This window comes from Streptomyces sp. NPDC006551 (assembly GCF_040611675.1).
Taxonomy (GTDB): Bacteria; Actinomycetota; Actinomycetes; order Streptomycetales; family Streptomycetaceae; genus Streptomyces.
The window spans coordinates 1-25,170 of record NZ_JBEXOT010000024.1; the positions used below are offsets into that span (position 1 = coordinate 1).

Sequence of the window (25,170 nt, forward strand, 5' to 3'; positions counted from 1 at the left end):
ACCTGCTAAGACCCCACCCCCCCCGCCCCCCCCCGGCCGCCCGCGCGGGCCCGCCGGCGCGCCGCGGCGCGGGCCCGCCCCCCCCCCCACGACCCCCGGGAGCGCGCCCTCGTCACGCTCGACACCTCGGTCGAGTGAGGACGGCACTGGCCAGGACGGCCGGCCTGGTCGCGGTCCTGACCGTGACCGGCCTGCTGCCGTGGCTGTCGGGCAAGGATCCCGCGCTGAGCCTGCTGCGGGCGCGCTCCGCCGAACAGGAGCCGACACCCGAGGCGCTGGCCGCGATCCGCGCGGACCTCGGACTGGACGCGGGTCCGCTCGGACTCCTCGGCGGCTGGGCGGGCGGCCTCCTCCGGGGGGACCTCGGGATCTCCTGGGTGTCCGGCACGGACGTTCTCCCCTCGGTCGCCGCCGGGCTCCAGGTGTCCCTGACCCTGATGGGCGCGGCGCTCGCCGTGGCGCTGCTGCTGGGTTCCGCGGCGGCCGTGCCGGTACTCGTGCGGGGGCGGGCCACCACGGGGGCGTGGGCCGCGGCGCTCGCCGCCGTCCCCGAATTCCTCCTCTCTCTCGGCCTGTTGATCGTGGCGGGAGTCTGGCTCGGCTGGTTCCCGACCTCCGGCTGGGCCGGTCCGGCACATCTGGTGCTCCCGGCCCTCGCCCTCGGCGTGCCGGCGGGCGCGCTGCTCGGCCGGCTGGTCGCCGACGCCCTGCCCGCCGTCCTCGACGAGCGCTGGGTGGAGCTGTGGCGTGGTGCGGGCGTCGGCAGGGCGCGGATCGCCGCGGCGGCGCTGCGGCGCGCACTGCCGCCGCTGGTGCCGCAGTTCGGCATGGTGGCGGTCGGCCTGACCGGCGGCGCGGTCGCCGTGGAGACCGTCTTCGCGGTTCCCGGCCTCGGCCGTACGGCCCTGGGTGCGGCCAAGTCGCAGGATCTGCCGCTCCTCCAGGGATCGGTGCTGGCGCTGCTGGCGCTCGGACTGCTCGTGGGCGCGCTGGCCGCCGCCGTACGCCGCAGGCTGCTGGGGCCCGCCCTGCGCGACGCGGGCCTCACACTGCCCGCCGTCCGCCCGGTCCGGGTCCCCACCGTCGTCCCGGTCGTCCTCGGCGCGGTCCTGCTCGCCGTGATCGGCTGGGGGCTGCTCCGTGAGCCGTACGCGATCGACACCGCGGCCCGTCTCGCCGCCCCCTCCCCCGGGCACCCGCTGGGCACCGACGCGCTCGGCCGCGACGTCCTCGCCCGGCTCGGACACGGTGCGGCGTCGACGATCGGCACGGCGGCCGGCGTCGGTCTGCTCGGGTATCTGCTCGCCCTCGGACTCGGCTTCCTGCCACGGCTCGCCTCCGGCCTCGCCGACATCGCCAACGCCGTGCCCCCGGTCGTCGCCGGCATCCTGGTGGCCGCCGCGACGGGACCCGGCACGGGCGCGGCGGCGCTCGCCGTCACCGTGGTCTCCTGGCCTCCGCTCGCGGCCCATGCGGCGGCCCTCACCCAGGAGGTGCGCGCCTCCGCGTTTCTGGCGGCGCAGCGGGCGATGGGCGCGAGCCCGCTGTGGATCGTGAGCCGTCACGTCCTGCCGTCCGTGGCCGGCCCGGTCGGCCGGCACGCCGTGCTGCGCCTGCCCGGCATCGCGCTGGCCCTGGCCTCGCTCGGCTTCCTCGGGCTCGGCGCGCAGCCGCCGTCCCCCGAGTGGGGTCTGCTGCTCGACGAGTCCGCCGATTACGTCGAGCGGGCGCCGGTGGCGGCCCTGGCGCCCGCGATCGCGCTGGCGCTGCTCGCCGCGCTCGCCGTCACCCTCGCCGCGGCCCGGCCGCGGCCCCACTCCCGATCCCTGTCCGTACGAGGAAAGGCGGCCCGCGGTGCGGTCTGACCCTGTGCTCTCGGTGCGCGGGCTGCGCGTCGGATTCGACGGCGTGGACGTGGTGCGGGGCGTCTCCTTCGAGGTGCTCCCCGGTGAGGTCCTGGCCCTGGTGGGCGAGTCGGGGGCCGGGAAGTCCCTGACCGCCCGCGCCCTGCTCGGCATGGTCCCGCGCGGGGCGTCGGTCGATGGCGTCGTGCTCCTGAACGGCGCGCCGGTCACGCCCGCCGACTGGGGCCGCCGTATCGCGCTCGTACCCCAGGACTCGCTGTCGGCGCTCTCCCCCGTCCATCCCGTGGGCGAGCAGCTGTCGCTCGCCCTGCGGTCGGTCCAGGGTCTTTCCCGGAGGGAGGCGCGGCGGCGGGCCGAGGCCGCCCTGGAGGCGGTCGGCATCCCCACCGCCAAGTCCCGTTGCCATCCGCACGAGTTCTCCGGCGGTATGCGGCAACGCGCGGTGCTCGCGATGGCGTTGGTGAACGAACCCGACCTCGTCGTCGCCGACGAGCCCACCACCGCCCTGGACCCCGAGACCCAGGAGAGGGTTCTCGGACTCCTCCGCGAGCGGTGCTCGGCCACGGGTGCCTCCCTCGTCCTGGTCACCCACGACATCGGGGTCGTACGGGCCCACGCCGACCGGATGGCGGTCGTCTACGCCGGTCGCCTGGCCGAGTACGGGCCGGCGGAGCGGGTGCTGACCCGGCCTCTGGCGCCGTACACCGCCGGTCTGCTCGCCTCTCTGCCGGCCGTCGACGGGAAGCCCAGGACCCGGTTGCCCGCCCTGCCCGGCCGGCCCCCGGCACCGGGCGAGCTGACGGCGGGCTGCGCCTTCGCCCCCCGCTGCTCGCGGGCCGTCGACCGCTGCCACACCCAGGCACCCGAGCCCCGCCCTGTCGACGGGCGCGAGGTCGCCTGCCATCTCGCCGTCCCGGAGACCGTATGAACCCGCTGCTCGACGTCCGTGACCTGGTCGTACGGTACGGATCGGTCACCGTCGTCGACGGTGTCTCGTTCCAGGTGGGCGCCGGTGAGACGGTCGGGCTCGTCGGCCCGTCCGGCTGCGGGAAGTCGTCCACCGCCGCCGCCGTGCTGCAGTTGCGGCGCCCGCACAGCGGCTCGGTCCTCTTCGACGGCCTGGAGCTGACCGGGATGGGCGGCCGGGAGCTGCGTGCCGTCCGGCCGCGCCTCCAGCCCGTCTTCCAGGACCCGTACGGCTCCCTCAGCCCACGGCGGCGGATCCGCGAGCAGATCGCCGAGCCGCTGCGCGTCCAGGGGCGCTGGTCGCGGACGGCGGGACCCGGCCGGGTCGCCGAGCTCCTGGACAGCGTCGGCCTCGACGGTTCCCACGGCGAGCGGCTGCCGCACGAGCTGTCCGGCGGGCAGTGCCAGCGGGCGGGAATCGCCCGCGCCCTGGCGAGCGACCCCGACCTCCTCGTCCTCGACGAGCCCGTCTCGGCGCTCGACCCGTCCCTGCGGGCCGGGGTCCTCAATCTCCTCCTCGACCTCCAGGACCGGCTCGGCCTCGGCTGTCTCTTCATCTCCCACGACATGGCGGCCGTGCGGCACATGAGCGACCGCGTCCTCACCATGCGGAACGGAAAGCTCGTCGCGTGACCTCCCTCACCCGCCTCCTGATCATCAGTCAGTTCGCTTTCAACGTCGGCTTCTTCGCCGTCCTGCCCTACCTCGCCGACCATCTGGGCGGCGCGCTGGGCCTCGGCGGCTGGCTCGTCGGGCTGATCCTGGGCCTGCGGACCTTCAGCCAGCAGGGCATGTTCGTCGTCGGCGGCGCGCTGACCGACCGGTACGGCGCCCGGCCCGTCGTCCTCACCGGCTGCGCGCTGCGCGTCGCGGGCTTCGTCTGGCTCGCGTTCGCCGCCTCCACCTGGGCGGTCGCCGGTGCCGTGGTCCTGGTCGGGTTCGCCGCCGCCCTCTTCTCCCCGGCGGTCGAGACGGAGGTCGCGCGCGAGGCCGTCCGCGTCGAGAGCGGTGGCGGCCCGGCCCGCACCCGGACGCTCGCTCTCTTCTCCACCGGCGGGCAGGCGGGCGCCCTCGTCGGACCGGTCGTCGGCGCGCTGCTGCTGTACGGAACGGGTACGGGCGAGGGCGGCGGATCGGGCGGGCACTTCAGGGCCGCCTGTCTGGCCGGGGCCGTGGTGTTCACCGTCGTCCTGGCCGGTCACTGGCGCCTCATGCCGCGCGCGCGGCCGGAAGGGCGGCGGGTCGCGACCGAGTGGCGGCCCCTGCTGCGCAACCGCCGCTTCCTGGGCCTCGCCCTCGCGTACTCGGCCTATCTCCTCTCGTACAACCAGCTCTATCTCGCGCTGCCGGCCGAGCTGGACCGGGCCACCGGCTCGCAGCGGGCGCTCGGCTGGCTGTTCGCCCTCTCCTCCGTGCTGGTCGTCGTCGGCCAGCTGCCGCTGGAACGCCGGGCGGCGGCGCGGATGACCTGGCCGGGCATGGTCCGCTGCGGACTGGCGCTGATCGGTGTCGCGTTCGCGGCGACCGGCGCGCTGCTCACGCTCGGGGGCCTGTGGCCGGCCGTCGCCTTCACCGTGCTCCTCACCCTCGGTCAGATGCTCGTCGTCCCGGCGGCCCGCGCGTGCGTACCCGAACTGGTCGATCCCGAGCGGCTCGGACTGTTCACGGGCGCGCTCTCGTCCCTCTCCGGTCTGATCGTCCTGCTGGGCGCGGCCCCGGCCGGGGCGCTTCTGGAGCGGGAAGGGCCGGTGCCCTGGCTCGTCCTCGGTCTGGTGCCTCTCCTCGGCATGGTGTTCGTCCCGCGTACGGTAAGCCGCCGCGATCGGCCCGCAGAGGTCAGCGCGCCGACGTCAGATAGGCGATGACCATGTCGCCCAGCATCGTGCGGTAGTGGGCGCGGTGATGCGCCTCGGTCAGGTCGCGGCCGAAGAGGGTGCGGAAGGTGTGACGGTTGGAGATGCGGAAGAAGCAGAACGAGCTGATCATGGCGTGCAGGTCGACGGCGTCCACCTCGGCGGTGAAGACGCCCTGGGCGCGCCCGGCCTCCAGGATGCGGCCGATGACGTCGATCGCGGGCGAGCTGAGGGAGCTCAGGATCGGTGAGGCGGCGATATGTTCCGCCTCGTGGATGTTCTCGATGCTCACCAGCCGGATGAAGTCCGGGTGGGCCTCGTGGTGGTCGAAGGTGAGCTCGGCCAGCCGGCGGATCGCGGAGACGGGGTCGAGGTGCTCGACGTCCAGTTTCTGCTCCTCGCTGCGGATGACCGTGTAGGCCCGTTCGAGGACGGCGGTGAAGAGCTGTTCCTTGCTGCCGAAGTAGTAGTAGATCATCCGCTTCGTCGTCCGCATCCGGGCGGCGATCTCGTCCACCCGGGCGCCGGCGAAGCCGAGGCGGGCGAATTCCTCCGTGGCCACGTCGAGGATCTCCGCCCGCGTCCGGGCCGCGTCCCGGGTGCGCTTGGCGGGCTGGGTGGACGGGGGGACGGCGGCGGCCATGCGGCTCCTCGGGGCGGACTGTCCGGCGCCGGTCAGTCTAGCCGTGGGGGCCGACGGCGCCCGGGGCGTCAGCCGGTGTGCTGGTGGGCGTGCTGGGCCGCCAGCCGCACCGGCGCGTTCCGGGCGCCGTAGCCCTGGTAGCCGTCGACGCGCTGCACGAGTTCGAAGAAGACCCGTCCGACGGTGGCGGTGTAGCAGTGCAGGAACTCCCCCTTCTCGTCGCGGTCGTGGAGGATGCCGAGTTCCGTGTAGGCGGCGAGGGTCTCCGCATCCAGGGCGTGGCGGGCGTAGAGATCGTCGTAGTAGTTGGCGGGGATGGGCAGCAGGGCCGCTCCGCGGTCGCGGGCCCGGCGGGCGGTGGTGAGGAGGTCGTCGGTGGCGAGTGCGATGTGCTGGAGACGGTGGTCGTCGGGGCCGGGCGCCGGGGCGATGTTGAGGACGACGCGGACCCCGCCGTCCTGGGTGGCCACGGCCCGGCTGCGGCGCAGCCCGTAGGGGTCGGCGAGGTCGAGGCTGTCGTCGGCCGCCAGACCGAGCAGGCAGGTGTAGAACAGCGCCGCCTCGTCGTACTGGTGCCAGGGCTGGGTCAGCGCGATGTGGTCGATCCGTCGTACGCCACCGGGTACGGCGTCAGCCGGTACGACATCACCGGGCACGGCCGCGAAGTCGCGGGTCCAGCTGGGCTGGTCGGGCGCGTCGGTGCGGCAGAAGAAGAGCTCCGTGGCGTCGGGGGCCGCGACCGCGTCCAGCGGGGCGTCCCGCGCCGCGCGACGGCGGGGGACGACCGGGGCCAGCATGGCCTCGGCGCGCCGTACGGCCCGGCCGGGGTCCGGGGTCTCCACGCCGACGGCGGCCAAGGCCGGGCCGCTCCGGCGGTCGGCGGAGCCCGTGTTGAGCAGGATCCGGGCCTCGCCCTGCTCCCAGAGCTCGACCGGCTTCGAGGTGTGCCGGCCCGTGCGGCTGAAGCCGAGCGCGCCGAGCATGCCGCGCAGCGGTTCGGAGTCGGTGGTGGCCAGTTCGGCGAAGGCGAAGCCGGTCGGTACGGAGGGCGCGGGCGGCGAGGTCAGCCCGGCGGACTCCCCGAGGAGCAGCAGGGAGCGCAGCGCGTCGACGGCGGTGGTGGCCGCTCCGGCCTGGCGGAAGACGTCGTTGAACACTTCCAGGGAGAGCGGGCCTCGGTATCCGGCGCGCAGGGCCGTGCTCACCAGTCCGGCGACGTCGAAGCCGCCCTGGCCGGGGAAGCACCGGTGGTGGCGGCTCCACCGCAGGACGTCCATCGCCATCAGGGGCGCGTCCGCGAGCTGCAGGAAGAAGATCTTCTCGCCGGGGATCTCCGCGATGCCCGCGGGGTCGGAGCCCCGGGAGAGGATGTGGAAGCTGTCGAGGCAGGTCCCGAGCGCCGGGTGGTCGGCCATCTCGACCACCCGCCAGGCATGGTCGTACGTACTGATGTGCCGCCCCCAGGCCAGGGCTTCGTAGGCGATCCGGATGCCGTGCTCCTCGGCCCGCTCGGCGAGGAGGCGCAGGTGCTCGGCGGCGAGCGCGTCGTCGTCGAGCGCCTCGGGAGCGACGCTGGAACAGACGAGAAGCAGATCCGCGCCGAGGCGTTCCATGACGTCGAACTTCCGCTCGGCGCGCCGGAGGTTCCGGTCGAGCCGGTCGGCGGGCACGGCCTCGAAGTCGCGGAAGGGCTGGTAGAGCTCGATGCGCAGGCCGAGGTCGGCGCAGCGCAGCCGTACCTCCTCGGGGCTGAGCGGAGCGGTCAGCAGGTCGTTCTCGAAGATCTCCACTCCGTCGAATCCCGCGGCGGCGACGGCGGTCAGCTTCTCGGAGAGGGGGCCACTGAGCGAGACGGTGGCGATGGAGGTGCGCAGCGGGTTCACGGAGGGGCTCAGGGGGTTCATGGTGAGGCTCGGGGGGTTCATGGTGGGGTGCTCCGTTCAGGCCGGGGTGGCGGCGAGATCGGCGAGGTGGGCGAGCATCCGCTCGGTGTGCGGCCGCAGTCCGGTGAAGAGCCGGAAGGCGTCGGCGGCCTGGAAGACGGCCATGCCGCCGCCGTCGAGGGTGCGGCATCCGGCGGCGCGGGCCGCGCGGAGCAGTGCGGTCTCCAGGGGGCGGTAGACGACCTCGGCCACCCACAGGCCGGGGCGGAGCACGTCGGCCGGTACGGGAAGGCCGGGGTGGGCGGCCATGCCGGTGGGGGTGGCATGGACGAGTCCGTCGGCGCGGGCGAGCCGGTCCGCCGCTTCGGCCGGCGGCGCGGACACGGCCCGGCCGGGGCCGAAGCGGGTGTCGAGGGCGGCGGCGAGGGCCGCGGCGCGGGCGGGGTCGGTGTCCAGGAGGGTGAGCCGGTCGGCGCCGAGGGTCAGCAGGGCGTGCGCCACGGCGGCGCCGGCCCCGCCCGCGCCGAGCTGGACGATGTCGCCGGTGGGGGCGTCGGGCAGGCCGCGGGCGAATGCCTTGGCGAAGCCGGTGACGTCGGTGTTGTGGCCGACGGCGCGCCCGCCGTGGAAGACGACGGTGTTCACGGCGCCGAGTTCGGCGGCCTCGGGGGACAGTTCGTCGAGGTGCTCGATGACGAGCTGCTTGCAGGGGTGCGTGATGTTCAGGCCGTCGAAGCCGAGGAGCCGGGCGGCACGTACGAGATCGCCGACGGCCTCGGGCTCGACGCCGAGCGTGTCGAGGTCGAGGGTGCGGTAGACGAGCCGTACGCCGTGCCGGTCCGCCTCGGCCTCGTGGAGGGCCGGGCTGAGGGAGGGGCCGATGCCGGAGCCGATCAGGCCGGTGAGGTACGAGGTCATCGCGGGCTCTCCTGGGAGGTCCGGCCGGCGGGGCGCGCCAGCCGGGCGAGGTGCGTCAGGGCCAGGGCGTAGCCGTGGGACCCGGCCCCGCAGATGACGGTGTCGGCGACGCCGGAGACGTACGAGTGGTGTCGGAACGACTCCCGGCGGTGGATGTTCGACAGGTGCACCTCGACGACCGGGAGTCCGACGGCGGCGAGCGCGTCGCGCAGGGCGACGGAGGTGTGGCTGTAGCCGGCGGGGTTGATCACGATGCCGTGGTGGGTGGTGCGGGCTTCCTGTACGGCGTCGATGAGGACGCCTTCGTGGTTGCTCTGGCGGAAGTCGACCCGCAGGCCGAGGCTTTCGCCGGTGTCGTGGCAGAGGCGCTCGATCGTGTCGAGGGTGTCCGTGCCGTAGATCGCGGGCTCGCGCAGGCCCAGCAGGTTGAGGTTCGGTCCGTTGAGGACGAGGACGGAGGTCTCCATGGGAGTGCCTTTCGTACGAACTGGTCGGTTCACGGAAGAGGCGGCCGGGTGGGGCCCTTGGGGGCCGTGCGTGGGGGTCGCGGACGGGTACGGGCCGGCTGCTTCAGAGCGCGGCGGACTCGCGCGCCGGCGTCGGGGCGGGTTCGGGCCGCGCGGGGAGGCCGAGGTCGGCCGTGGGGACGCGGTGCGTCTCACGGCCGGTGGCCACGGCGATCGCGCAGATGACGCAGAAGACGGCGGTGAAGACGGCGACACCGGTCCAGTCGTCCCCGTCCGGGCCGGCGATCTTCGCGGCGAAGGTGACGGCGAATCCGGCGACCGCGAAGCCGATCTGGGTGCCGACCGCCATGCCGGACAGCCGGACGCGGGCGGGGAACATCTCGCCGTAGAAGGAGGGCCAGATGCCGTTGGCCGCGCTGTAGACGACGCCGAAGAAGAGCAGTCCGGTGGCGAAGACCAGCGGATAGCTGCCCGTGGAGATCGCCCAGAGATAGACGAAGACCATGACACCGCTGCCGAGCGCGCCGATCAGGAAGACGGGCCGGCGGCCGACGCGGTCCGAGAGCCGGGCCCAGAGCGGGATGGCGAGCAGCGCGACCGCGTTGGCGCAGCCGTTGACCCAGAGCATGCCGGTCTTGTCGAGGCCGACCGCGTCGCTGGTGGCGTAGGCCAGGGCCCATACGGAGAAGATGGTGCTCACGGTGGCGATGAGGGCGGCCGCGACGACGCGCAGCACATCGGCCCAGTGGTTCTTGAACAGTTCCGCGAGCGGCATCCTGGCCACGGCCCGCTCGGCGGTCGCCTGCTGGAAGACGGGGGTCTCCTCCAGCGTGCGGCGGATGACGTAGCCGACGACCGCGACGACGACGCTGAGCAGGAACGGGATGCGCCAGCCCCACGTGTACAGCTGCTCGTCCGGCAGGGCGGCGATCGGGATGAAGACGAGGGTGGCGAGGATCTGACCGGCCTGGGTGCCGTTCAGGGTGAAGCTGGTGTAGTAGCCGCGCCGGTGCTCGGGGGCGTGCTCCAGGGTCATCGCGTTCGCGCTGGCCTGCTCGCCGGCCGCGGACAGTCCCTGGAGGATCCGCATCAGGACGAGGAGCGCCGGGGCGAGGGTGCCGGCCTGGGCGTACGTCGGCAGACAGCCGATGAGGAAGGTGGACAGGCCCATCAGGACGAGGGTCCACACCATGATCGTCCGTCGGCCGAGCCGGTCGCCGACATGGCCGAGCACGAGCGCCCCGACGGGTCGGGCGGCGTACGCCACGCCGAAGGTCGCCAGGGAGATCAGGGTGGCGGTGGCCGGGTCGTCGGGGTCGAAGAAGACCTTCGGGAAGACCAGGGCGGCGGCGCTGCCGTAGATGAAGAAGTCGTAGTACTCCAGCGCGCTGCCGATCCAGGCGGCGAACGCGGCCTTGCGGGGCTTGCCCTGGGGCGGGGCGGCGGGCGCCCGGTCGGCCTGCGGGTCAGCGGACACGTGAACTCCTCGGGGGTGTGCAGCCTACCCAGGGGCTGGGGCGGACTGCGAGAGGCTACGGGGGTCGGCGTCGTCACGAGGAGAGCGCCGGAGCGGGGTGGCGAGCGGGGCGCACACCCTGACACGTGCAGTTAACGCACTAGATAGTTAATTAACCTGGTGGCGATGCTCCCCCGCGCTCGGGGCGGTGTCAATACATCCGGCCGTAACAACACCCAGCTGTGCTCAGTGCACTGAGCACCTAGCGGAAGGGCGTCTCATGACGCAGGGAACGCAAGGAACACAGGAACCTCGGGAAACGCAGGGACCGCACCCCTCGCACACCGCCGCGGACTGGTGGGTCACCGCGGTCCAGGGACGCGAGGCCGCCGCTCGCGCGCTCCGCGACTCGGCCACCGCCGACGACCTCCTGGGCACGCTGAGGGCCCTGGACCACGCCCGGCGCGGCGCCGACCTGAGCGTCGGCGCGGCCGTCGAGGCACTGCTGGCCTCCGGGCAATCCTGGGAGGCCGTCGCCGGGGCCCTGGGCGTCGACTCGGCCGACGAGGCCCGCCGGATCTCACAGAGTTGGCGTGAGGAAGCGCGTAAGGCGGCGGACCACCGCCTCACGCGCTGAACCGCGCACCGGCGCGGCAGCTGGGGGGCGTGAGCCCGCGCCACGACTGTGGCGAACCGAGCCGTGGGCCCGGCGCGCCGGGCTGGGGCCGCGGCGCGCCGGGGGCGTGAGCCCGGGCCCCGAGCCTCCGACCGGGCGGCTGGGGCTGAGCCCGGGCCCCGAGCCTCCGACCGCGGCGGCCGGGGCGTGAGCCCCGCGCGTCGGGCTCGTGGCTCACCGCGCCGGGACACGGGGGGGGCGCCCGGCGCGCGGGTGGGGTCAGCGGTCCGGCGTGTCCTCCTCCAGGACGCGCTGGGCCACGGCGAAGGCCGCGTTGGCGGCCGGGACGCCGCAGTAGACGGCGGTCTGGAGCAGCGCCGCGCCGATCTCGTCCTCCGTCAGGCCGTTGCGGCGCGCCGCTCGGACGTGCATGGCGAGCTCGTCGAGGTGACCGTGCGCGACCAGGGCGGTCAGCGTGATCAGGCTGCGCTCGCGACGCGAGAGCGTGGTGTCGGTCCAGATCTCCCCCCAGGCATAGCGGGAGATGAAGTCCTGATAGCGGGCCGTGAAGCCGGACTGGCGCGCCTGCGCGCGGTCCACGTGCGCGTCGCCGAGGACCTCGCGGCGCACCTCCATGCCGCGCCGGGCGCAGCGCGTGAAGTGGGCGGTCAGCGCCGTGAGGACGGCCTCGGGCCGCTCGGCGGGCGCCAGATGGGAGGCGCCGGGGATCTCGGTGAGCGCGGCACCGGGCACGGCGTCGGCGATCTCCCTGAGATGGGCGGGCGGGGTCGCGGGGTCCTCCCGACCTGCGACGAGGAGGGTCGGCGCGGTGATGGACGGCAGCCGTTCGCGGAGATCGAAGGCCGCGAGCGCGTCACAGCAGGCGGCGTACGCCTCCGGATCGGCCTTGCGGTGGTCGTCGATCAGGCCGGGGACGGTGTGACCGGGCGTGAACCAACGGGATGGGGCGGTCTCCGCCAGTGCGGCGAGTCCTTCACGGCGTACCGTGGCCGCCCGCTCCCGCCACATCGCCGATCCGCCGAAGTGCGCGGAGGAGCAGAGCACGGCCAGCCGGTCCACCCGCTCGGGGTGGTGAACGGCGAGGTGGAGTCCGACGGCCCCGCCGAGAGACACGCCCGCGTACGAGAAACGGTCGACGCCCAGGGCGTCGGCGAGGGCCAGGACGAGCCCCGCCAGGTCGGCGACCGTCGCTCCCGGTCCGATGAGGGAGGCCGGGGAACCGCCGTGACCGGGGAGATCCCAGCGCACCACCCGGTGGGTCGCGGAGAGTTCCGGCGCGACCGCGTCCCACAGAGCGGTGGACGTGCCGAGCGAGGGGCCGAGGACGAGGACCGGTCCGGTGGCGGGCCCTTCGGCACGGTGGTGGAGCAGTCCTTCGTACGGCTGTGTGGTCAACGTCGCTCCAGGGCGCGGTCGGTCAGGGCTCCGGCGGAGCCGGTGCAGCGGGTGGGGTCGGTGAGATCACTGAGATCGACGCCCTTCAACTCCTCTTCTTCAGCGAGGAGTTCGGTGAGTGAGCGTCCCTCGGTGCGGGTGCGTCGGGCGAGTTCCGTGAGGAGTCGCCTGGCAGGCGCCCGTCCCAGCAGCGGGGCGAGTGCGGCGGAGAGCCGTTCGGAGACGATCAACCCGTCGGTGAGGTCGAGGTTTTCGCGCATGGTGTCCGGATGGACGCGCAGGTCTCCGGCGAGTTCGGCGGCGGCGTGGGCGGCTCCGCCGACGAGGCGGAGCAGTTCGCGCAGAGGCTCCCACTCGGCGTGCCAGGCGCCGGCCGGGCGCTCGTCCTCCGCCGCCATCGAGGCGTACAGGGCGGCCGCGAGGTGCGGGGCGCGCCGTGCGGCGGACGCGACGAGGGTGGCGCGGACGGGGTTGGCCTTGTGCGGCATGGCCGAGGAGCCGCCGCCCGCGCCCTCCGTCACTTCACCGATCTCGGTCCGCGACAGGGTGAGCACGTCGACGGCCGTCTTGCCGAGCGCGCCGGCGGTGAAGGCGAGGGCGCCGGCGAGGTCGGCGACGGGGGTGCGGAGGGTGTGCCAGGGAAGGAGGGGTACGGCGAGGCCGGTCTCCTGGGCGTAGGCGGCCACGAGTCGCTCGACGAACGCGGCGCCGGAGGCGGAGGCGGAGGCGGACGCGGGGACGGACGCGGATCGGGGAGCGGGCTCGGTCTCCGGCTCGGGGGAGCCGCCGCCGTACGCCTCGAAGGCCGACAAGGTGCCTGCGGCGCCCCCGAGTTGGGCCGGAAGGGAGTCCCGTACCTGCCGGACGCGGTCCCGCGCGTCGAGGACCAGCGAGCGCCAGCCCGCCGCCTTGAGCCCGAAGGTGGTGGGCACGGCGTGCTGGGTGAGGGTGCGGCCGGCCATGGTCGTGTCCCGGTGCGCGGCGGCCAGTGCGGCGAGGGCCCGTTCCGTCCGGTCGAGGTCGGCGAGGACCAGGTCCAGGGCGCGGGCCGCGACGAGCATCGTCGCGGTGTCCATGATGTCCTGGCTGGTCGCGCCCCGGTGGACGTACGGGCGCCACTCCCCCGGCACGGCCGCCGTGAGGTCGGCGACCAGCGGAATGACGGGATTGCCGCCGTCACGGGCCCGCAGGGCCAGGTCGCGCACGTCGAATCGGCCCGCGTCGGCGGCGGCCGTCACGGCGTGGGCGGCCTCGGCCGGGGTGTCGCCGACGGCGGCCTGGGCGCGGGCCAGCGCCGCCTCCGCTTCGAGCATGGCCTGGAGGAACGCGGTGTCGCCGGTCGCCGTCTCGGCCGGGGAGCCCGCCCGCACGGGGGCGAGCAGGCCGACATCGAGAAGGCCGGCGTCGCGGGGATCGGCGCCGGGGAGGCCGGCGTCGTGCGGGTCGGTGCCGGGGAGGCCGGCGTCGCGGGGATCGGCGCCGTCGGAGGCGTGAGTCACCGGAACTCCAGGAAGACTGTTTCGCCTTCGCCCTGAAGGCGGATGTCGAAACGGTACGTGCGGTTCTCGCCCGGGCGTGCGACCAGCGTGGCGCGCCGCTCGTCCGGCAGGGCGTCCAGCAGCGGGTCGGCGCCGTCGCGCAGATACGCACGGGTGAAGAGGTGGTGCAGCAGCCCTCGCGCGAACACGCAGACGCTGATGTACGGCAGTCCCGCGTTGCCGGGCGGAAGGGTGTGCAGGGCGTAGTGACCGTCGGCGTCCGTGGCGACCCGGCCGAAGCCGGTGAAGTCGGTGCCGTTGCGGCCGAGGAAGCCGCCGGTCACGGGATCGCGCCGCATCGAACCCGGCGCGCCGTCGAGGGAGCCGTCGGGGGCCGCCTGCCAGAACTCCAGGACCGCGTCGGGGACGGGGGCACCCGCGCCGTCCCGTACGTGACCGTGCAGGGTGATCCGCTCGGGGTGGCCCTCCGGCGCTACGCGCTCCCCCTCGGGGAAGGGCAGCGCGTAGCCGTAGAAGGGCCCGACGGTGTGAGAGGGGGTGGGCGGGAACAGCTCGGTCGTCTCGCTCATGTCCGGCTAGCGTCCTTCCTCGATCCAGGTGGCGGAGGGACCGTCGAGGACGATGTCCCATTCGTAGCCGAGCGAGAACTCGGGCTGCGAGAGCTCGTGGCGGTAGGCGGCGACGAGCCGTTCGCGCGCGGCGCGGTCGGTGACCGAGCGCAGGATCGGGTCGTACGCGAACAACGGGTCCCCCGGAAAGTACATCTGCGTCACGAGCCGCTGGGTGAACGCCGTACCGAAGAGGGAGAAGTGGATGTGGGCGGGGCGCCACGCGTTGGTGTGGTTGCGCCACGGGTACGCGCCCGGCTTGACGGTCGTGAAGCGGTAGCGGCCCTGGTCGTCGGTGAGGGTACGGCCGACGCCCGTGAAGTTGGGGTCGAGCGGGGCGGGGTGCTGGTCGCGCAGATGGGCGTACCGGCCGGAGGCGTTGGCCTGCCACAGCTCGATCAGCTGACCGCGCACCGGGCGGCCGGACCGGTCGAGGAGGCGCCCGGAGACGGTGATCCGCTCGCCGAGGGGCTCCCCCGGGTGCTGCCGGGTGAGGTCGTTGTCGATCTCGGTGACGTCGGTGGGCCCGAAGACCGGACCGGAGAGCTCGACCGTCTCCGGGTCACCGCCGTTCACGGCGACGAGCGGCCGGCGGGGGTGGCGGAGCAGCGAGCTGCGGTACGGAGCGTAGTCACGGGCCGGATGGCTGCGCGCGGGCGCGCCGGCGGCCAGCTCCTTGTCGTACGCGTTCTGCAGGTCGTCGATCTCGGTGTCGATGTCCGACTGGGTGAGAGCCATGAGGATGTCCCAGGGGTCTGAGTACGGGGTTCGAGTACGGGTCCGAGGGGGGGCGGCGTGCGGGGGTCGGGCCGGGGGCAACGGGAGACGGGCCCGGCCGAGTGAGTGGGCGCGCGGCGGGGTACGGGGCCCGGCCGGGTCAGCGGGCGTGGCTGAGCCAGTGGGCGTGCGCGCCCCGGTACCGGGCCCGGCGGGTCAGCGGGCGCGGGCGGGTTCGGGCAGACGGACCTTCGCGGCGGTCCTGGCGAGGAGGTCGTCGGTGTCGACGCCCGGGGCGGTCTCGACGAGCACGAGCCCGTCGTCCGTGACGTCGAGGACGCCGAGGTCCGTGATGATCCGGTCCACGCAACTCCGGCCGGTCAGCGGCAGATCGCAGTCCTCGACGATCTTCGCCGAGCCGTCCTTGGCGGTGTGGGTCATCACCACGACGACCGTGCGGGCGCCGTGGACCAGGTCCATCGCCCCGCCGATCCCGGTGACCAGCTTCCCCGGGACCGCCCAGTTGGCGAGGTCTCCGCGCGCGGAGACCTGCATCGCTCCCAGGACGGCGACGTCGATGTGACCGCCGCGGATCATGCCGAAGGAGAGGGCCGAGTCGAAGTAGGACGCTCCCGGCAGCACCGTGACCGTCTCCTTGCCCGCGTTGATCAGGTCCGGGTCGACCTGGTCCTCCGTCGGGTAGGGGCCGGTGCCGAGGATGCCGTTCTCCGACTCGAGCACCACCTCGACGCCTGGGGGCAGGTGGTTGGGGATCAGGGTCGGCAGGCCGATGCCGAGGTTGACGTACTGGCCGTCCTTCAGTTCCCGCGCGGCGCGGGCAGCCATCTGCTCGCGAGTCCAGCTCATCGTGTGGTCCCTCCTGCCGGGGGCGCGGCGACCGTGCGCCGTTCGATCCGCTTGTCCGCCGCTTGCTCGGCGGTCAGTGCCACCACTCGTTGGACGAAGATGCCGGGCAGATGGACCTCGTCGGGATCGATCTCCCCCGGCTCCACCAACTGCTCGACCTCGGCGATGGCGACCTTCCCCGCCATCGCCGCCAACGGGTTGAAGTTCCGGCTGGACTTGTTGAAGACGAGGTTTCCGTGCCGGTCGCCCTTCGCCGCCCGCACGAGGGCGAAGTCCGTGCGGATCCCGCGCTCCAGGACGTACTCGCTGCCGTCGAACTCCCGCACCTCCTTCGCCGGCGAGGCCAGCGCGACCCCGCCCCGGCCGTCGTACCGCCAGGGCAGGCCGCCCTCCGCGACCTGGGTGCCGACTCCGGCCGGGGTGTAGAACGCCGGGATGCCGCAGCCGCCGGCGCGGAGGCGCTCGGCGAGCGTGCCCTGCGGGATCAGCTCCACCTCCAGCTCACCGGCGAGGTACTGACGGGCGAACTCCTTGTTGGCCCCGATGTACGACCCCGTCACCCGGGCGATCCGGCCCGCGGCGAGGAGCACCGCGAGGCCCGAGTCCATCGCCCCGCAGTTGTTCGACACCACCCGCAGGTCCCTGGCGCCCTGGGCGTGGACCGCCTCGATCAGCGCGTTCGGCACACCGCTCAGGCCGAAGCCGCCCACGGCGAGGGAGGCCCCGTCCCGGACGTCGACCACCGCCTCGGCGGCTGTGGCGACCACCTTGTCCATACGAGAAGCCTCCCGCGTTATTAGTCAGTGCACTGAGCGTTTATTCCGACACGGCCATGCTGGCACCCGCCTCACCGGCCGTCAATAGCACCCCACAGCAGCCCGCGCCTTCCAACGAAGGCGGGTATTGTTCAGTGCACCAACGAATCAGACAGACGAATGCGGGCGCAGGGCGGGAGACACCTCATGGCCGCAGTGGACCTGACCACCCATCCCGGGCACCTGGCCCGACGGCTCCAGCAGGCGCATCATCTGCTGTGGAACGCGATGGTCTCGGAGGAGATCACCTCCCCGCAGTTCGGCGTCCTCAACGCCCTGATGGCGGAGCCCGGCCTCGACCAGCGGACCGTGGGCGAACGCGTCGGCCTCGACCGCTCCACCATCGCCGAGGTCATCACCCGGCTCACCCGGCGCGGTCTGCTCGACAAGGTGCGCGACCCGGGGGACGGCCGACGGTTCCTGCTGCGCCTGACCGAGGAGGGCGAGCGGATCCACCGCAAGCTGACGCTGCGTACGGCGCGGATGAACCAAGTCTTCCTCGCGCCGCTCTCGACCGAGGAGCAGGCGCAGTTCATGAACCTGCTGCTGCGGGTGTCGGACGCGGCGGAGCGCCTGCGCACTCCGGCAGAGCCGGTCGCCGTCTCGGAGACCGGCTCTCAGGCGGAGCCGGTCGCCGTCTCGGAGACCGGCGCTCAGGCGGAGCCGGTCTCCTCCGCCTGACGGTCCGGACGCGACGGACGAGCGGGCGTACGGAACCGTCACGGCCGGCGGACCGGGCCGTACGGGCTCGCCGCGCCGGCCGGACCAGGGCCGACGGAACCGCTGCGCCGACCGGACGGGCCCGCGCGAAACCGTCACGGCCGGCGGACCGGCTCGTACGGCGGTGACCGGCGCGTACGACGGACCGACTCGTACGGCGGATCGACTCGTACGGCGTGACCGGCGCGTACGACGGACCGGCTCGCACGGCCGACCGGCTCGTACGGCGGGCCGGTCAGACCACCGGCACGCTCGCGAACCGCCCCGCCGTGCGCAGGTCGTCCTCGATCCGTGCGGCGGTGGCACGCAGCTCGGGAAGGACGACCTCGACGCACTCCTCGACGGTGCGGCGGCTGCTGTGCATGGCCACGTTGACCGCCGCCACGACGACGCCCGCCCGGTCGCGGACCGGTACGGCGATCGACCGCAGTCCCTGCTCCAGCTCCTCGTCGACGAGGGCGTACCCCTGCTCCCTCACCCGTTCCAGCAGGGCGGACAGTTCCGCGCGCTCGGTGACCGTGTGCGGGGTGAGGGCCTGCGGCTCGATGCCGGCCAGCCATGCCTCGCGTTCGCGGGAGGGGAGGTCGGCGAGCATCACCCGGCCCAGGGACGTGGCGTGGGCGGGGAAGCGCGTGCCGACGGTGATGTGGACGCTCATGATGCGCCGGGTGGCGACCCGGGCCGTGTAGCGGATGTCCGCGCCGGCGAGCACGGCCAAGGACGCCGAGTCGTGCACGCGACGCGACAGCTCGGCCAGGTGCGGTGCGGCGATCTGCGGCAGCGGCATGCGGGAGATATACGGGAACCCGAGGGCGAGCACCCGGGGGGTGAGCCGGAACAGCCGGCCCTCGCCGCTCACGTACCCGAGATGCTCCAGGGTGATCAGGGCGCGCCGGGCGGTGGCCCGGGCGAGCCCGGTCGCCTCGGCCACGGCGGTCAGGGGCAAGGCGCCGCGGCCCTCACCGAAGGCGGTCAGTACCGTGAGGCCGCGCGCGAGGGACTCGATGAAGCCGCGCCCGAGCTCCTGTTTCGAGGCATGCGTCCAGGCCGCGAGACCCGCGGCCGGCAGGGGCGGCTCCTCCCGGGGCGGCGGTGCCTGCCGGAGCAGCTCCTCCCAGGCCGTCACGGCCGACCGCAGCCGGGGCAGCATCGCGTCTCGCAAGGACTCGGCGGAGTGGCGGCTGGTGTGGCTCACGACGCTCGCCACGCAGGCCACGGCGCCGTCGGCGCCCCGTACGGGCAGGGCGAGCGCGACGAGGCCCGGCTCGATGAGCTGGTCGTCGAGGGCCCAGCCCCGCTCCCCCGCCCGCGCCGCCCGTGCGGCGAAGTCCCCGCCGTCCGGTCGGCGGTTCGGCCGGTCGTCCGGCCTGTCATTCGTCCCGACGCCCGGACCACCCGCCGGCCCGACACTTGGACCACCCGCCGATCCGACATCCAGACCACCCGCCGGCCCGACGCCCGATCCGGCGCCTGGTGCACCGCCGGGTGGTACCGCGGGAAAGCCGGCGTCCCGCGGGTCGGCGAGCCGGCGCGCGCGCCAGCGCTCCCAGTCGGCCTCCGTCCAGTCGGCGGCGAACAGGGCGCCCGGGGCGGTGCGTTCGGCGGGCAGCAGATCGCCGATGCGGAAGCTCAAGGACATGGCGCGGCGCCGCGTCGCCTGGTGGACGAAGCGGATGCCGTCGCCGTCGCCGACCGCGAGCGAGACCGATTCGTCCAGCTCGTCGGCGAGGGCGTCGGCGTGCCGGCCGAGCAGGCCGGGGAGGCGGAGGGAGGCCAGATAGGCGTTGCCGAGTTCCATCAGGCGGGGGGCGAGGAAGACGTCGCGGCCGTCGAGACGTACGTATCCCATGCGGGCGAGCGTCCCGGTGACCCGGTCGACGGTGGAGCGTGCGAGACCGGTGGTCCGCTCCAGGTCGCTGAGGCTGAGGACCCCGTCGGCGTCGGTGAGCGCGCGCAGCACGGCGAGGCCGCGCATCAGCGGGGCGACGGCCTCCGGCGGTGCGTCGGTGTCGGTCGGTGACATGGTCTCTCCCTGGCGGATCTTGGGGACACCGTAGAGGAAGGGCCCGGTGCGGCCACGCCGGGACCGTTGACAGCCGACGGCGGCGGGCGCAGACTCGGCGGACTCTTCGGTGAACTTTCCTTCACTATACGAACACCGGGAACGTCACGAACGTCCGGGGATGGAGATCGCATGCACACCACCGTCGGGATCATCGGCGGCGGCCCCTCCGGCCTGCTGCTCGCCCGCCTGCTGCACAACGCCGGCGTCGACAGCGTGGTCCTGGAGAGCCGAGACCGCGCCTATGTCGAGCGGCGCCAGCGCGCCGGGATCCTCGAACAGGCCACGGTCGACGCCCTGCGCGCCGTCGGGGCGGGCGCCCGGCTCGACGCCGAGGGCCTGGTCCACGACGGCGTGGAACTCCGCTTCGACGGCCGGGCCCACCGAGTGGACTTCCCCTCGCTCACCGGCGGCCGCAGGGTCTGGGTCTACGCCCAGACCGAGGTGGTCAAGGATCTCGTCGCGCTCCAAGTGGCCGACGGCGGTCCCCTGTTGTTCGGGGCGGAGGTCAGCGCGGTGGAAGGAGCGGACACCGACCGTCCGGTGATCCGCTACACCCACGAGGGCCGTGAGCAGACGCTGACCTGTGACTATGTGGTCGGCTGCGACGGCTTCCACGGCGTCACGCGGGCGGCCGTGCCCGAGGGTGTCCGCAGGACGTACGAGCGGACGTATCCATACTCCTGGCTCGGCATACTCGCCGAAGCCCCGCCCGCCTACGACGAGTTGATCTACGCGCACTCCGAGCGGGGCTTCGCGCTGGCGAGCATGCGCTCGCCCTCCGTGAGCCGGCTCTACCTCCAGGTGCCGAACGGCACCGATCCGGCCGACTGGTCCGACGAACGGATCTGGGACGAGCTCGACGCCCGCCTCGCGCTCGCATCGGATCCCCAGTGGCGGCTCAAGCGCGGACCGGTCACCCAGAAGTCCGTGCTGCCGATGCGCAGTTCGGTGACGGAGCCGATGCGCTGGGGCCGGGTCTTCCTCGCCGGGGACGCGGCGCACATCGTTCCGCCGACCGGTGCGAAGGGACTCAACCTCGCCGCCGCCGACGTGATCGTTCTCGCCCGGGCGCTCGCCCACCGGTCCTCCACGGGCTCGGCCGAGCTCCTCGACGCGTACTCCGACACCTGCCTGCGCCGGGTCTGGAGGGCCGAGCACTTCTCGTACTTCATGACGACGACGCTGCACACCGATCCCGGGCAATCCGCGTTCGACACCCGGCTCCAGCTCTCCCAGCTGGAGCGGATCGCGAGCTCGCCGCACGCCTCCGCCGAACTGGCCGAGAACTACGTCGGGTTGCCGCTCGGCCGCCACTGATCGGCGCGGCACGCGCGCAGGAGCGGCGAAGGCGCGGCCCGCCGGGGGTCCGGCAGGCCGCGCCTTCGTCTCTCAGTCCTTGACGAGAGGGACGGACGCCGGGGCGGTGGCGGAGGCGGGTGTCGCGCGCCCGCCGGATCGCCCGAGACGCTGGGCGAGCGGGACGAGAGCGATGGCCGCCGCGCCCACCAGGCCGGCGAGGGCGAAAGCGGTGAAGCCCCAGCCCTGGTTGCCGTTCGAGGCGAGGACGCCGACGAGCCAGGGGCCGACGACCGCCCCCGTGCGGCCCACGCCGGTGACGAGGCCGAGCCCGGCGGCGCGCTCGCTGTCGCGGTAGACGGTGCCGGTCGCCGCGTACACCATGACCTGCGCGCTGAAGAGCCAGATCCCGGTGACGGCGACGACGGCGTAGGTGACGCCCAGCGGAAGCTGCGCCTTCAGCAGCAGCGCGCCGGCCGCCGTGAGGACGAACCAGATCGCGGAGACCCGGACGGCGCCGAAGCGGTCGGCGGTGCGTCCCGCGATCAGCATGCCGACGATGCCGCCCGCGTTGATGACCATGAGGAAGCTGACGGAGGAGCTGAGGCCGTACCCGGAGGCCCGCATCATGGTCGGCAGCCAGGTGGAGACTCCGTAGACGAGGAGCAGTCCGCAGAAGGAGGCCAGCCAGAGCAGCGGGGTCGCCCAGCGCGACTCGGGGCGGAACAGCGCCCGTATCGCGTCGATCCTGCCCTTCGCACCGGCGGCCGGAGCCTCGACGGCGGCCGGACGGGCGAGACCGTAGCGGTCGGCGACCGCGTCGGCCCCTGCGCGGTCGCCCCGCGCGAGCAGCACACCGGGCGACTCGGGCAGCAGCTTCAGGAGCAGCGGTACGGCGATCACGGCCGGCAGGACGCCCGCCCAGAACACCCAGCGCCAGCCGGCGGCGGGCGCGAGGGTGAGCCCGAGACCCGTCGCCGCCATGCCCCCGGCGTGGTACGAGGTCATCAGGAGCCCGGTCATCAGGGCGGCGCGGCGCGGCGGGGCGAACTCCAGCACCATGGCCAGACAGAGTGGCATCAGCCCGCCGAGACCGAGCCCGGCGACGAACCGGCCGGCGCCGAAGAAGGTGACGTCGTACGCGAGCGCGCAGAGGGCTGAGCCGAGGGAGAACAGCACGACGCTGGCGACGAGCATGGGGCGGCGCCCCAGCCAGTCGGTGACGTTCCCTGCGGCGAGCGCGCCGACGAGCATGCCGAAGGTGGTCCAACTCCCGACGGTCCCCGCCCCGGCCGGGGTGAGCCCGAGCCCGGCGTCGTCGAGCATGTGCGGCATCACGGCGCCGTAGATGTTGACGTCCATGCCGTCGAAGAACACGGCAAGCCAGCACAGCGCGAGCACCGGCAGGACCGTGCGGAAGGTACGGGGGGCGCCGGGCGGGGAGGCCGGGGCAGAGGTGGAGGTCATATGAGTCCCTGAATCGCGAGCGGCTCGTTCGCCTGGTGAAGAATGCTTCACTGACGAGTGGCAAGAGTGTCGGGGCGAGGGGGACGGCTGTCAATGATCGGGAGCGACGATTCCGCGTTGCCGCCGACGGGGCGGGAGGCGGGGGTGCCGACGCCGCGAGGGGCCGGGGGCGCTGGAGGTGGGCCCGGCCACCGGGCTGTCGCGGGGGCCGGGCGCACGCCCCGGACGGGCGCCGGCCCGGGCCGGCACTGGCCCGGGCCGGCACTGGTCGCGCTGGCACTGGCCGGGCGGGCACTGGCGGGCGGCCGGAACTGGGCCTTCGCCAGGGCGGGCGTGGCACCGTACGGCCACGGCCCCGCCGCCGGCCCTGGCCCTCGCGGCCGCCGGCGGCGGGCGGTCGACAATGCGCCGGACGGGCCCCCACGCGGCTGCCGCCGGCAGGAACGTCCAGGTCAGGGCGCCGGCGGCGAGGGCTCCGTCAGGGGGCGGACCGGGGTCGGCGGGTTGACCTGGGCGCGGAGGGCCGAGGCGTAGATCTCGTCGGGGTCGAGCCGGCGCAGTTCCTCCGCGATCAGCTCGGCGGTCGTCCGTACCTTCAGGGCCAGGACCCGGCTGGGCTGACCGGGAATGGCCAGCCTCGCCACCGGCCCCTCGGGCCGGTCGATGCGGATCTCCCCGTCGGGTGTGCCCAGCCGGACGGCCGTGACGACCGGCCCCTCGGTGACGACCTGCTCGACCGGGACCCGCAGCCGGTCCGCGAACCAGCGGGCCAGCAGCTCGGCGCTGGGATTGTCGGCCTCGCTCTCCACGGCGGCCGAGATCACGGTCGCGCGGGCCTGGTCGAGCGCCGCGGCGAGCATCGAGCGCCACGGCGTGAGCCGGGTCCAGGCCAGGTCGGTGTCGCCGGGGGCGTACGACGCGGCGCGTGCCGCGAGCGCCGCCAGCGGATCCTCCACGGCGTACGCGTCGGTGATCCGCCGCTGGGCGAGCGAGCCCAGCGGGTCCTTGGACGGCACCTCGGGCGCGTCCACCGGCCACCAGACGACGACGGGCGCGTCGGGCAGCAGCAGCGGCAGGACGACGGAGTCGGCACGCGCGCCGAGTTCACCGTGCAGCCGCAGCACTACGGTCTCACCGGCGCCCGCGTCGCTGCCCACGCGGACCTCCGCGTCCAGCCGGGCCTCAAGCCTCTCGCGGGGCGAACGGGCGTGCCGCTTGATCACCACGAGGGTGCGCGAGGGGTGCTCGTGCGACGCCTCGTTGGCGGCCTTGAGCGAGTCGTAGGCGTTCTCCTCGTCCGTGACGATGACGAGGGTGAGCACCATTCCGACGGCCGGCATCCCGATGGACCGGCGGCCCGACAGGATCGCCTTGTTGATCTTGCTGGAGGTGGTGTCGGTGAGATCGATCTTCATGACCGGTGCCCGTTTCCTTCCGTCTCGTACGAGCGAGTCTGCCGCTGTTCCCGTAGCGCTCGCTGGGCCGGGGTTCTTCCACAGCTTCTCGAACTCTTCGGTACGGAAGGGGAACAGGCCCGGAATCGGCCGACGACTCGCCGTACCGGGCGTCCAGAGAGGTACTGGCGCCGGGCGGCGGGCCGTCGTTCCGATCCGTATTTCCGAATGACGATGCCGTATGCCGTATGCCGTATGCCGCGTACCCGCGTCCGCGGGCCGCGAGCCGTCAGTGGAGGGCGGACGCGGTCGGCCGGTCGGCTTCGGCCTTCGCAAGCTGGGCATCCGCGGGACGCGTACCGGTCTGACCGGCGACGACGTCCCCCGTCACACCCCGGCCCGCCACCCGGTCACGGCGCTCGAGGCCTGCCGAGACGAAGGCCAGCAGGAGCGCGGCGGCGGCCAGGGCGGCACCGACCCAGTTGGGCGCGGTGTAGCCGAGGCCCGCGGCGATGACCAGGCCACCGAGCCAGGCGGCGAGCGCGTTGCCGAGGTTGAAGGCACCGATGTTGACGGCGGAGGCGAGGGTCGGCGCCCCGTGCGCGTGGTCGAGGACCCGCTTCTGCAGCGGGGGCACGGTGGCGAAGCCGAGGGCGCCGACGAGCGCGATGGAGATCGCCGCGAGGACCTTGTCGTGCGCCGTGACCGTGAACAGCGCCAGGACGACGGCGAGTGCGCCGAGGGAGATGAAGAGCATCGGCATCAGCCTGCGGTCGGCGTACCTGCCGCCGACGAGGTTGCCCACGACCATGCCGAGGCCGAACAGGACCAGCAGCCAGGTGACGGAGGACTCGGCGTAGCCGGCGACCTCGGTCATCATGGGGGCGATGTAGGTGATGGCGGCGAAGACTCCGCCGAAGCCGAGCACGGTCATCGCCATGGCCAGGAGCACCTGGGCGTTCTTGAACGCGGCCAGTTCGTGCCGTACGCGTACGCCTTCGGGCTTCGGCGTGTCCGGGACGAGCCGGGCGATACCGAGGAGACCCACGACGCCGAGTGCGGCGACGATGACGAACGTGGTGCGCCAGCCGATGGCGTGGCCGATGAGGGTGCCGCCGGGGACGCCGACGACATTGGCGACGGTGAGGCCCGTGAACATCATGGCGATGGCGCCGGCCTTCTTCTCCGGTGCGACCAGCTCGGCCGCCACGACCGAGCCGATCCCGAAGAAGGCACCGTGGGCGAGCGAGGCGACGATCCGGCCGGCCACCATGAGGCCGAAGCTGGGGGCGACGGCGGACAGGGCGTTGCCGAGCACGAACAACCCCATGAGGACCATCAGCATCCGCTTGCGGGTCACCTTGGTGCCGAGCACGGTCAGCAGCGGTGCGCCCACGACGACACCGAGGGCGTAGCCGGTGACGAGGAAGCCGGCGGTGGGGATGGAGACACCGAAATCGGCCGCGACGTCGGGCAGCAAGCCCATGATCACGAATTCTGTCGTGCCGATTCCGAAGGCCCCCATCGCGAGGGCGAGAAGCGCGAGCGGCATGAGGAGTACCTTCCAAAAAATTTGCAGAGGCGCTTTGCTTGCGTCCACAATACTTGCACACGCGCGTTAGTTGCAAGCGCGGGCTTT

Annotated in this window: 22 protein-coding genes; 7 read left to right on the forward strand and 15 right to left on the reverse strand. The window is 73.7% G+C overall.

Annotated elements, in window-relative coordinates; genetic code table 11:
• The first annotated feature begins 134 nt into the window (after nt 1–134).
• From ABZY12_RS21220 to ABZY12_RS21235, 4 genes are read left to right on the forward strand one after another with little or no spacing between them, the layout of a single operon-like run.
• Entirely contained in the window at nt 135–1,865 is a 1,731-nt protein-coding gene (locus ABZY12_RS21220) for an ABC transporter permease subunit (protein WP_356892517.1), read from the forward strand.
• A complete protein-coding gene (locus tag ABZY12_RS21225; protein ID WP_356892519.1) occupies nt 1,855–2,793 on the forward strand; it encodes an ABC transporter ATP-binding protein in 939 nt (312 codons plus the stop codon). The genes ABZY12_RS21220 and ABZY12_RS21225 overlap by 11 nt, the downstream gene beginning before the upstream one ends.
• Entirely contained in the window at nt 2,790–3,464 is a 675-nt protein-coding gene (locus ABZY12_RS21230) for a dipeptide/oligopeptide/nickel ABC transporter ATP-binding protein (protein ID WP_356892521.1), read from the forward strand. Before ABZY12_RS21225 ends, ABZY12_RS21230 begins: the two co-directional genes overlap by 4 nt.
• Nucleotides 3,461–4,696, forward strand: coding sequence for an MFS transporter (locus ABZY12_RS21235; protein WP_356892523.1), 1,236 nt, complete (start codon nt 3,461–3,463; stop codon nt 4,694–4,696). Before ABZY12_RS21230 ends, ABZY12_RS21235 begins: the two co-directional genes overlap by 4 nt.
• Here ABZY12_RS21235 and ABZY12_RS21240 read toward each other — a convergent pair.
• The 5 genes from ABZY12_RS21240 to ABZY12_RS21260 form a co-directional block, all read right to left on the reverse strand.
• On the reverse strand, nt 4,668–5,327 hold the full coding sequence (locus ABZY12_RS21240; protein WP_356892525.1) for a TetR family transcriptional regulator: 660 nt from the start codon (nt 5,325–5,327) through the stop codon (nt 4,668–4,670). The genes ABZY12_RS21235 and ABZY12_RS21240 overlap by 29 nt on opposite strands.
• Before the next feature lie 68 nt (nt 5,328–5,395).
• The gene (locus tag ABZY12_RS21245; protein ID WP_356892654.1) at nt 5,396–7,201 is read right to left on the reverse strand and encodes a TIM barrel protein; all 1,806 of its coding nucleotides are present in this window, start codon (nt 7,199–7,201) and stop codon (nt 5,396–5,398) included.
• A 66-nt stretch (nt 7,202–7,267) separates the two neighbouring features.
• Complete coding sequence (locus ABZY12_RS21250) at nt 7,268–8,128, reverse strand: shikimate dehydrogenase (RefSeq protein ID WP_356892527.1); 861 nt, start codon at nt 8,126–8,128, stop codon at nt 7,268–7,270.
• On the reverse strand, nt 8,125–8,595 hold the full coding sequence (gene aroQ, locus ABZY12_RS21255) for a type II 3-dehydroquinate dehydratase (RefSeq protein WP_356892529.1): 471 nt from the start codon (nt 8,593–8,595) through the stop codon (nt 8,125–8,127). The genes ABZY12_RS21250 and aroQ overlap by 4 nt, the downstream gene beginning before the upstream one ends.
• A 103-nt stretch (nt 8,596–8,698) precedes the next feature.
• Nucleotides 8,699–10,072 carry an MFS transporter gene (locus tag ABZY12_RS21260; protein WP_356892531.1) on the reverse strand — a complete coding sequence of 458 codons (1,374 nt, stop codon included), beginning with the start codon at nt 10,070–10,072 and terminating at the stop codon, nt 8,699–8,701.
• Between the two features lie 259 nt (nt 10,073–10,331).
• Between ABZY12_RS21260 and ABZY12_RS21265 the strand changes: the two genes are divergently transcribed.
• Complete coding sequence (locus ABZY12_RS21265) at nt 10,332–10,688, forward strand: hypothetical protein (RefSeq protein WP_356892533.1); 357 nt, start codon at nt 10,332–10,334, stop codon at nt 10,686–10,688.
• A gap of 258 nt (nt 10,689–10,946) precedes the next feature.
• Here ABZY12_RS21265 and pcaD read toward each other — a convergent pair whose 3' ends face one another.
• The 6 genes from pcaD to ABZY12_RS21295 form a co-directional block, all read right to left on the reverse strand.
• The gene (pcaD, locus tag ABZY12_RS21270) at nt 10,947–12,083 is read right to left on the reverse strand and encodes a 3-oxoadipate enol-lactonase (RefSeq protein ID WP_356892535.1); all 1,137 of its coding nucleotides are present in this window, start codon (nt 12,081–12,083) and stop codon (nt 10,947–10,949) included.
• Nucleotides 12,080–13,453, reverse strand: coding sequence for a 3-carboxy-cis,cis-muconate cycloisomerase (gene pcaB / locus ABZY12_RS21275; protein ID WP_356892656.1), 1,374 nt, complete (start codon nt 13,451–13,453; stop codon nt 12,080–12,082). The genes pcaD and pcaB overlap by 4 nt, the downstream gene beginning before the upstream one ends.
• A gap of 125 nt (nt 13,454–13,578) precedes the next feature.
• Complete coding sequence (gene pcaG, locus ABZY12_RS21280; protein ID WP_356892537.1) at nt 13,579–14,151, reverse strand: protocatechuate 3,4-dioxygenase subunit alpha; 573 nt, start codon at nt 14,149–14,151, stop codon at nt 13,579–13,581.
• Nucleotides 14,152–14,157: 6 nt separating this feature from the next.
• Nucleotides 14,158–14,928 (reverse strand): protocatechuate 3,4-dioxygenase subunit beta, encoded by a 771-nt coding sequence (pcaH, locus tag ABZY12_RS21285; protein WP_356892539.1) that lies wholly within the window; start codon nt 14,926–14,928, stop codon nt 14,158–14,160.
• A 195-nt stretch (nt 14,929–15,123) separates the two neighbouring features.
• A complete protein-coding gene (locus tag ABZY12_RS21290) occupies nt 15,124–15,774 on the reverse strand; it encodes a CoA transferase subunit B (protein ID WP_356892541.1) in 651 nt (216 codons plus the stop codon).
• Nucleotides 15,771–16,550 (reverse strand): CoA transferase subunit A, encoded by a 780-nt coding sequence (locus tag ABZY12_RS21295; RefSeq protein WP_356892543.1) that lies wholly within the window; start codon nt 16,548–16,550, stop codon nt 15,771–15,773. The genes ABZY12_RS21290 and ABZY12_RS21295 overlap by 4 nt, the downstream gene beginning before the upstream one ends.
• Before the next feature lie 186 nt (nt 16,551–16,736).
• On the opposite strand from ABZY12_RS21295, the gene ABZY12_RS21300 reads away from it, so the two are divergent.
• On the forward strand, nt 16,737–17,270 hold the full coding sequence (locus ABZY12_RS21300; protein WP_356892545.1) for a MarR family transcriptional regulator: 534 nt from the start codon (nt 16,737–16,739) through the stop codon (nt 17,268–17,270).
• A 274-nt stretch (nt 17,271–17,544) separates the two neighbouring features.
• On the opposite strand, the gene ABZY12_RS21305 is transcribed toward ABZY12_RS21300, so the two are convergent.
• Nucleotides 17,545–19,332 carry an IclR family transcriptional regulator C-terminal domain-containing protein gene (locus tag ABZY12_RS21305; protein ID WP_356892547.1) on the reverse strand — a complete coding sequence of 596 codons (1,788 nt, stop codon included), beginning with the start codon at nt 19,330–19,332 and terminating at the stop codon, nt 17,545–17,547.
• Nucleotides 19,333–19,503: 171 nt separating this feature from the next.
• On the opposite strand from ABZY12_RS21305, the gene ABZY12_RS21310 reads away from it, so the two are divergent.
• The gene (locus tag ABZY12_RS21310; RefSeq protein ID WP_356892549.1) at nt 19,504–20,691 is read left to right on the forward strand and encodes a 4-hydroxybenzoate 3-monooxygenase; all 1,188 of its coding nucleotides are present in this window, start codon (nt 19,504–19,506) and stop codon (nt 20,689–20,691) included.
• Between the two features lie 72 nt (nt 20,692–20,763).
• On the opposite strand, the gene ABZY12_RS21315 is transcribed toward ABZY12_RS21310, so the two are convergent.
• The 3 genes from ABZY12_RS21315 to ABZY12_RS21325 all read right to left on the reverse strand — a co-directional run bounded on the left by ABZY12_RS21315 (nt 20,764) and on the right by ABZY12_RS21325 (nt 25,083).
• Nucleotides 20,764–22,137, reverse strand: a complete 1,374-nt coding sequence (locus tag ABZY12_RS21315) for an MFS transporter (protein ID WP_356892551.1) — start codon at nt 22,135–22,137, stop codon at nt 20,764–20,766.
• 452 nt (nt 22,138–22,589) lie between these two features.
• A complete protein-coding gene (opcA, locus tag ABZY12_RS21320) occupies nt 22,590–23,552 on the reverse strand; it encodes a glucose-6-phosphate dehydrogenase assembly protein OpcA (RefSeq protein ID WP_356892553.1) in 963 nt (320 codons plus the stop codon).
• Nucleotides 23,553–23,820: 268 nt separating this feature from the next.
• Entirely contained in the window at nt 23,821–25,083 is a 1,263-nt protein-coding gene (locus ABZY12_RS21325; RefSeq protein ID WP_356892555.1) for an MFS transporter, read from the reverse strand.
• Between the last annotated feature and the right edge of the window lie 87 nt (nt 25,084–25,170).

Coding starts and splice junctions, on each gene's coding strand:
- ABZY12_RS21230 (WP_356892521.1), top strand. CDS start 2,790: ATGAACCCGCTGCTCGACGTCCGTGACCTGGTCGTACGGTACGGATCG.
- ABZY12_RS21240 (WP_356892525.1), bottom strand. CDS start 5,327: ATGGCCGCCGCCGTCCCCCCGTCCACCCAGCCCGCCAAGCGCACCCGG.
- ABZY12_RS21250 (WP_356892527.1), bottom strand. CDS start 8,128: ATGACCTCGTACCTCACCGGCCTGATCGGCTCCGGCATCGGCCCCTCC.
- aroQ (WP_356892529.1), bottom strand. CDS start 8,595: ATGGAGACCTCCGTCCTCGTCCTCAACGGACCGAACCTCAACCTGCTG.
- ABZY12_RS21265 (WP_356892533.1), top strand. CDS start 10,332: ATGACGCAGGGAACGCAAGGAACACAGGAACCTCGGGAAACGCAGGGA.
- pcaG (WP_356892537.1), bottom strand. CDS start 14,151: ATGAGCGAGACGACCGAGCTGTTCCCGCCCACCCCCTCTCACACCGTC.
- pcaH (WP_356892539.1), bottom strand. CDS start 14,928: ATGGCTCTCACCCAGTCGGACATCGACACCGAGATCGACGACCTGCAG.
- ABZY12_RS21290 (WP_356892541.1), bottom strand. CDS start 15,774: ATGAGCTGGACTCGCGAGCAGATGGCTGCCCGCGCCGCGCGGGAACTG.
- ABZY12_RS21295 (WP_356892543.1), bottom strand. CDS start 16,550: ATGGACAAGGTGGTCGCCACAGCCGCCGAGGCGGTGGTCGACGTCCGG.
- ABZY12_RS21300 (WP_356892545.1), top strand. CDS start 16,737: ATGGCCGCAGTGGACCTGACCACCCATCCCGGGCACCTGGCCCGACGG.
- ABZY12_RS21305 (WP_356892547.1), bottom strand. CDS start 19,332: ATGTCACCGACCGACACCGACGCACCGCCGGAGGCCGTCGCCCCGCTG.
- ABZY12_RS21310 (WP_356892549.1), top strand. CDS start 19,504: ATGCACACCACCGTCGGGATCATCGGCGGCGGCCCCTCCGGCCTGCTG.
- ABZY12_RS21315 (WP_356892551.1), bottom strand. CDS start 22,137: ATGACCTCCACCTCTGCCCCGGCCTCCCCGCCCGGCGCCCCCCGTACC.
- opcA (WP_356892553.1), bottom strand. CDS start 23,552: ATGAAGATCGATCTCACCGACACCACCTCCAGCAAGATCAACAAGGCG.
- ABZY12_RS21325 (WP_356892555.1), bottom strand. CDS start 25,083: ATGCCGCTCGCGCTTCTCGCCCTCGCGATGGGGGCCTTCGGAATCGGC.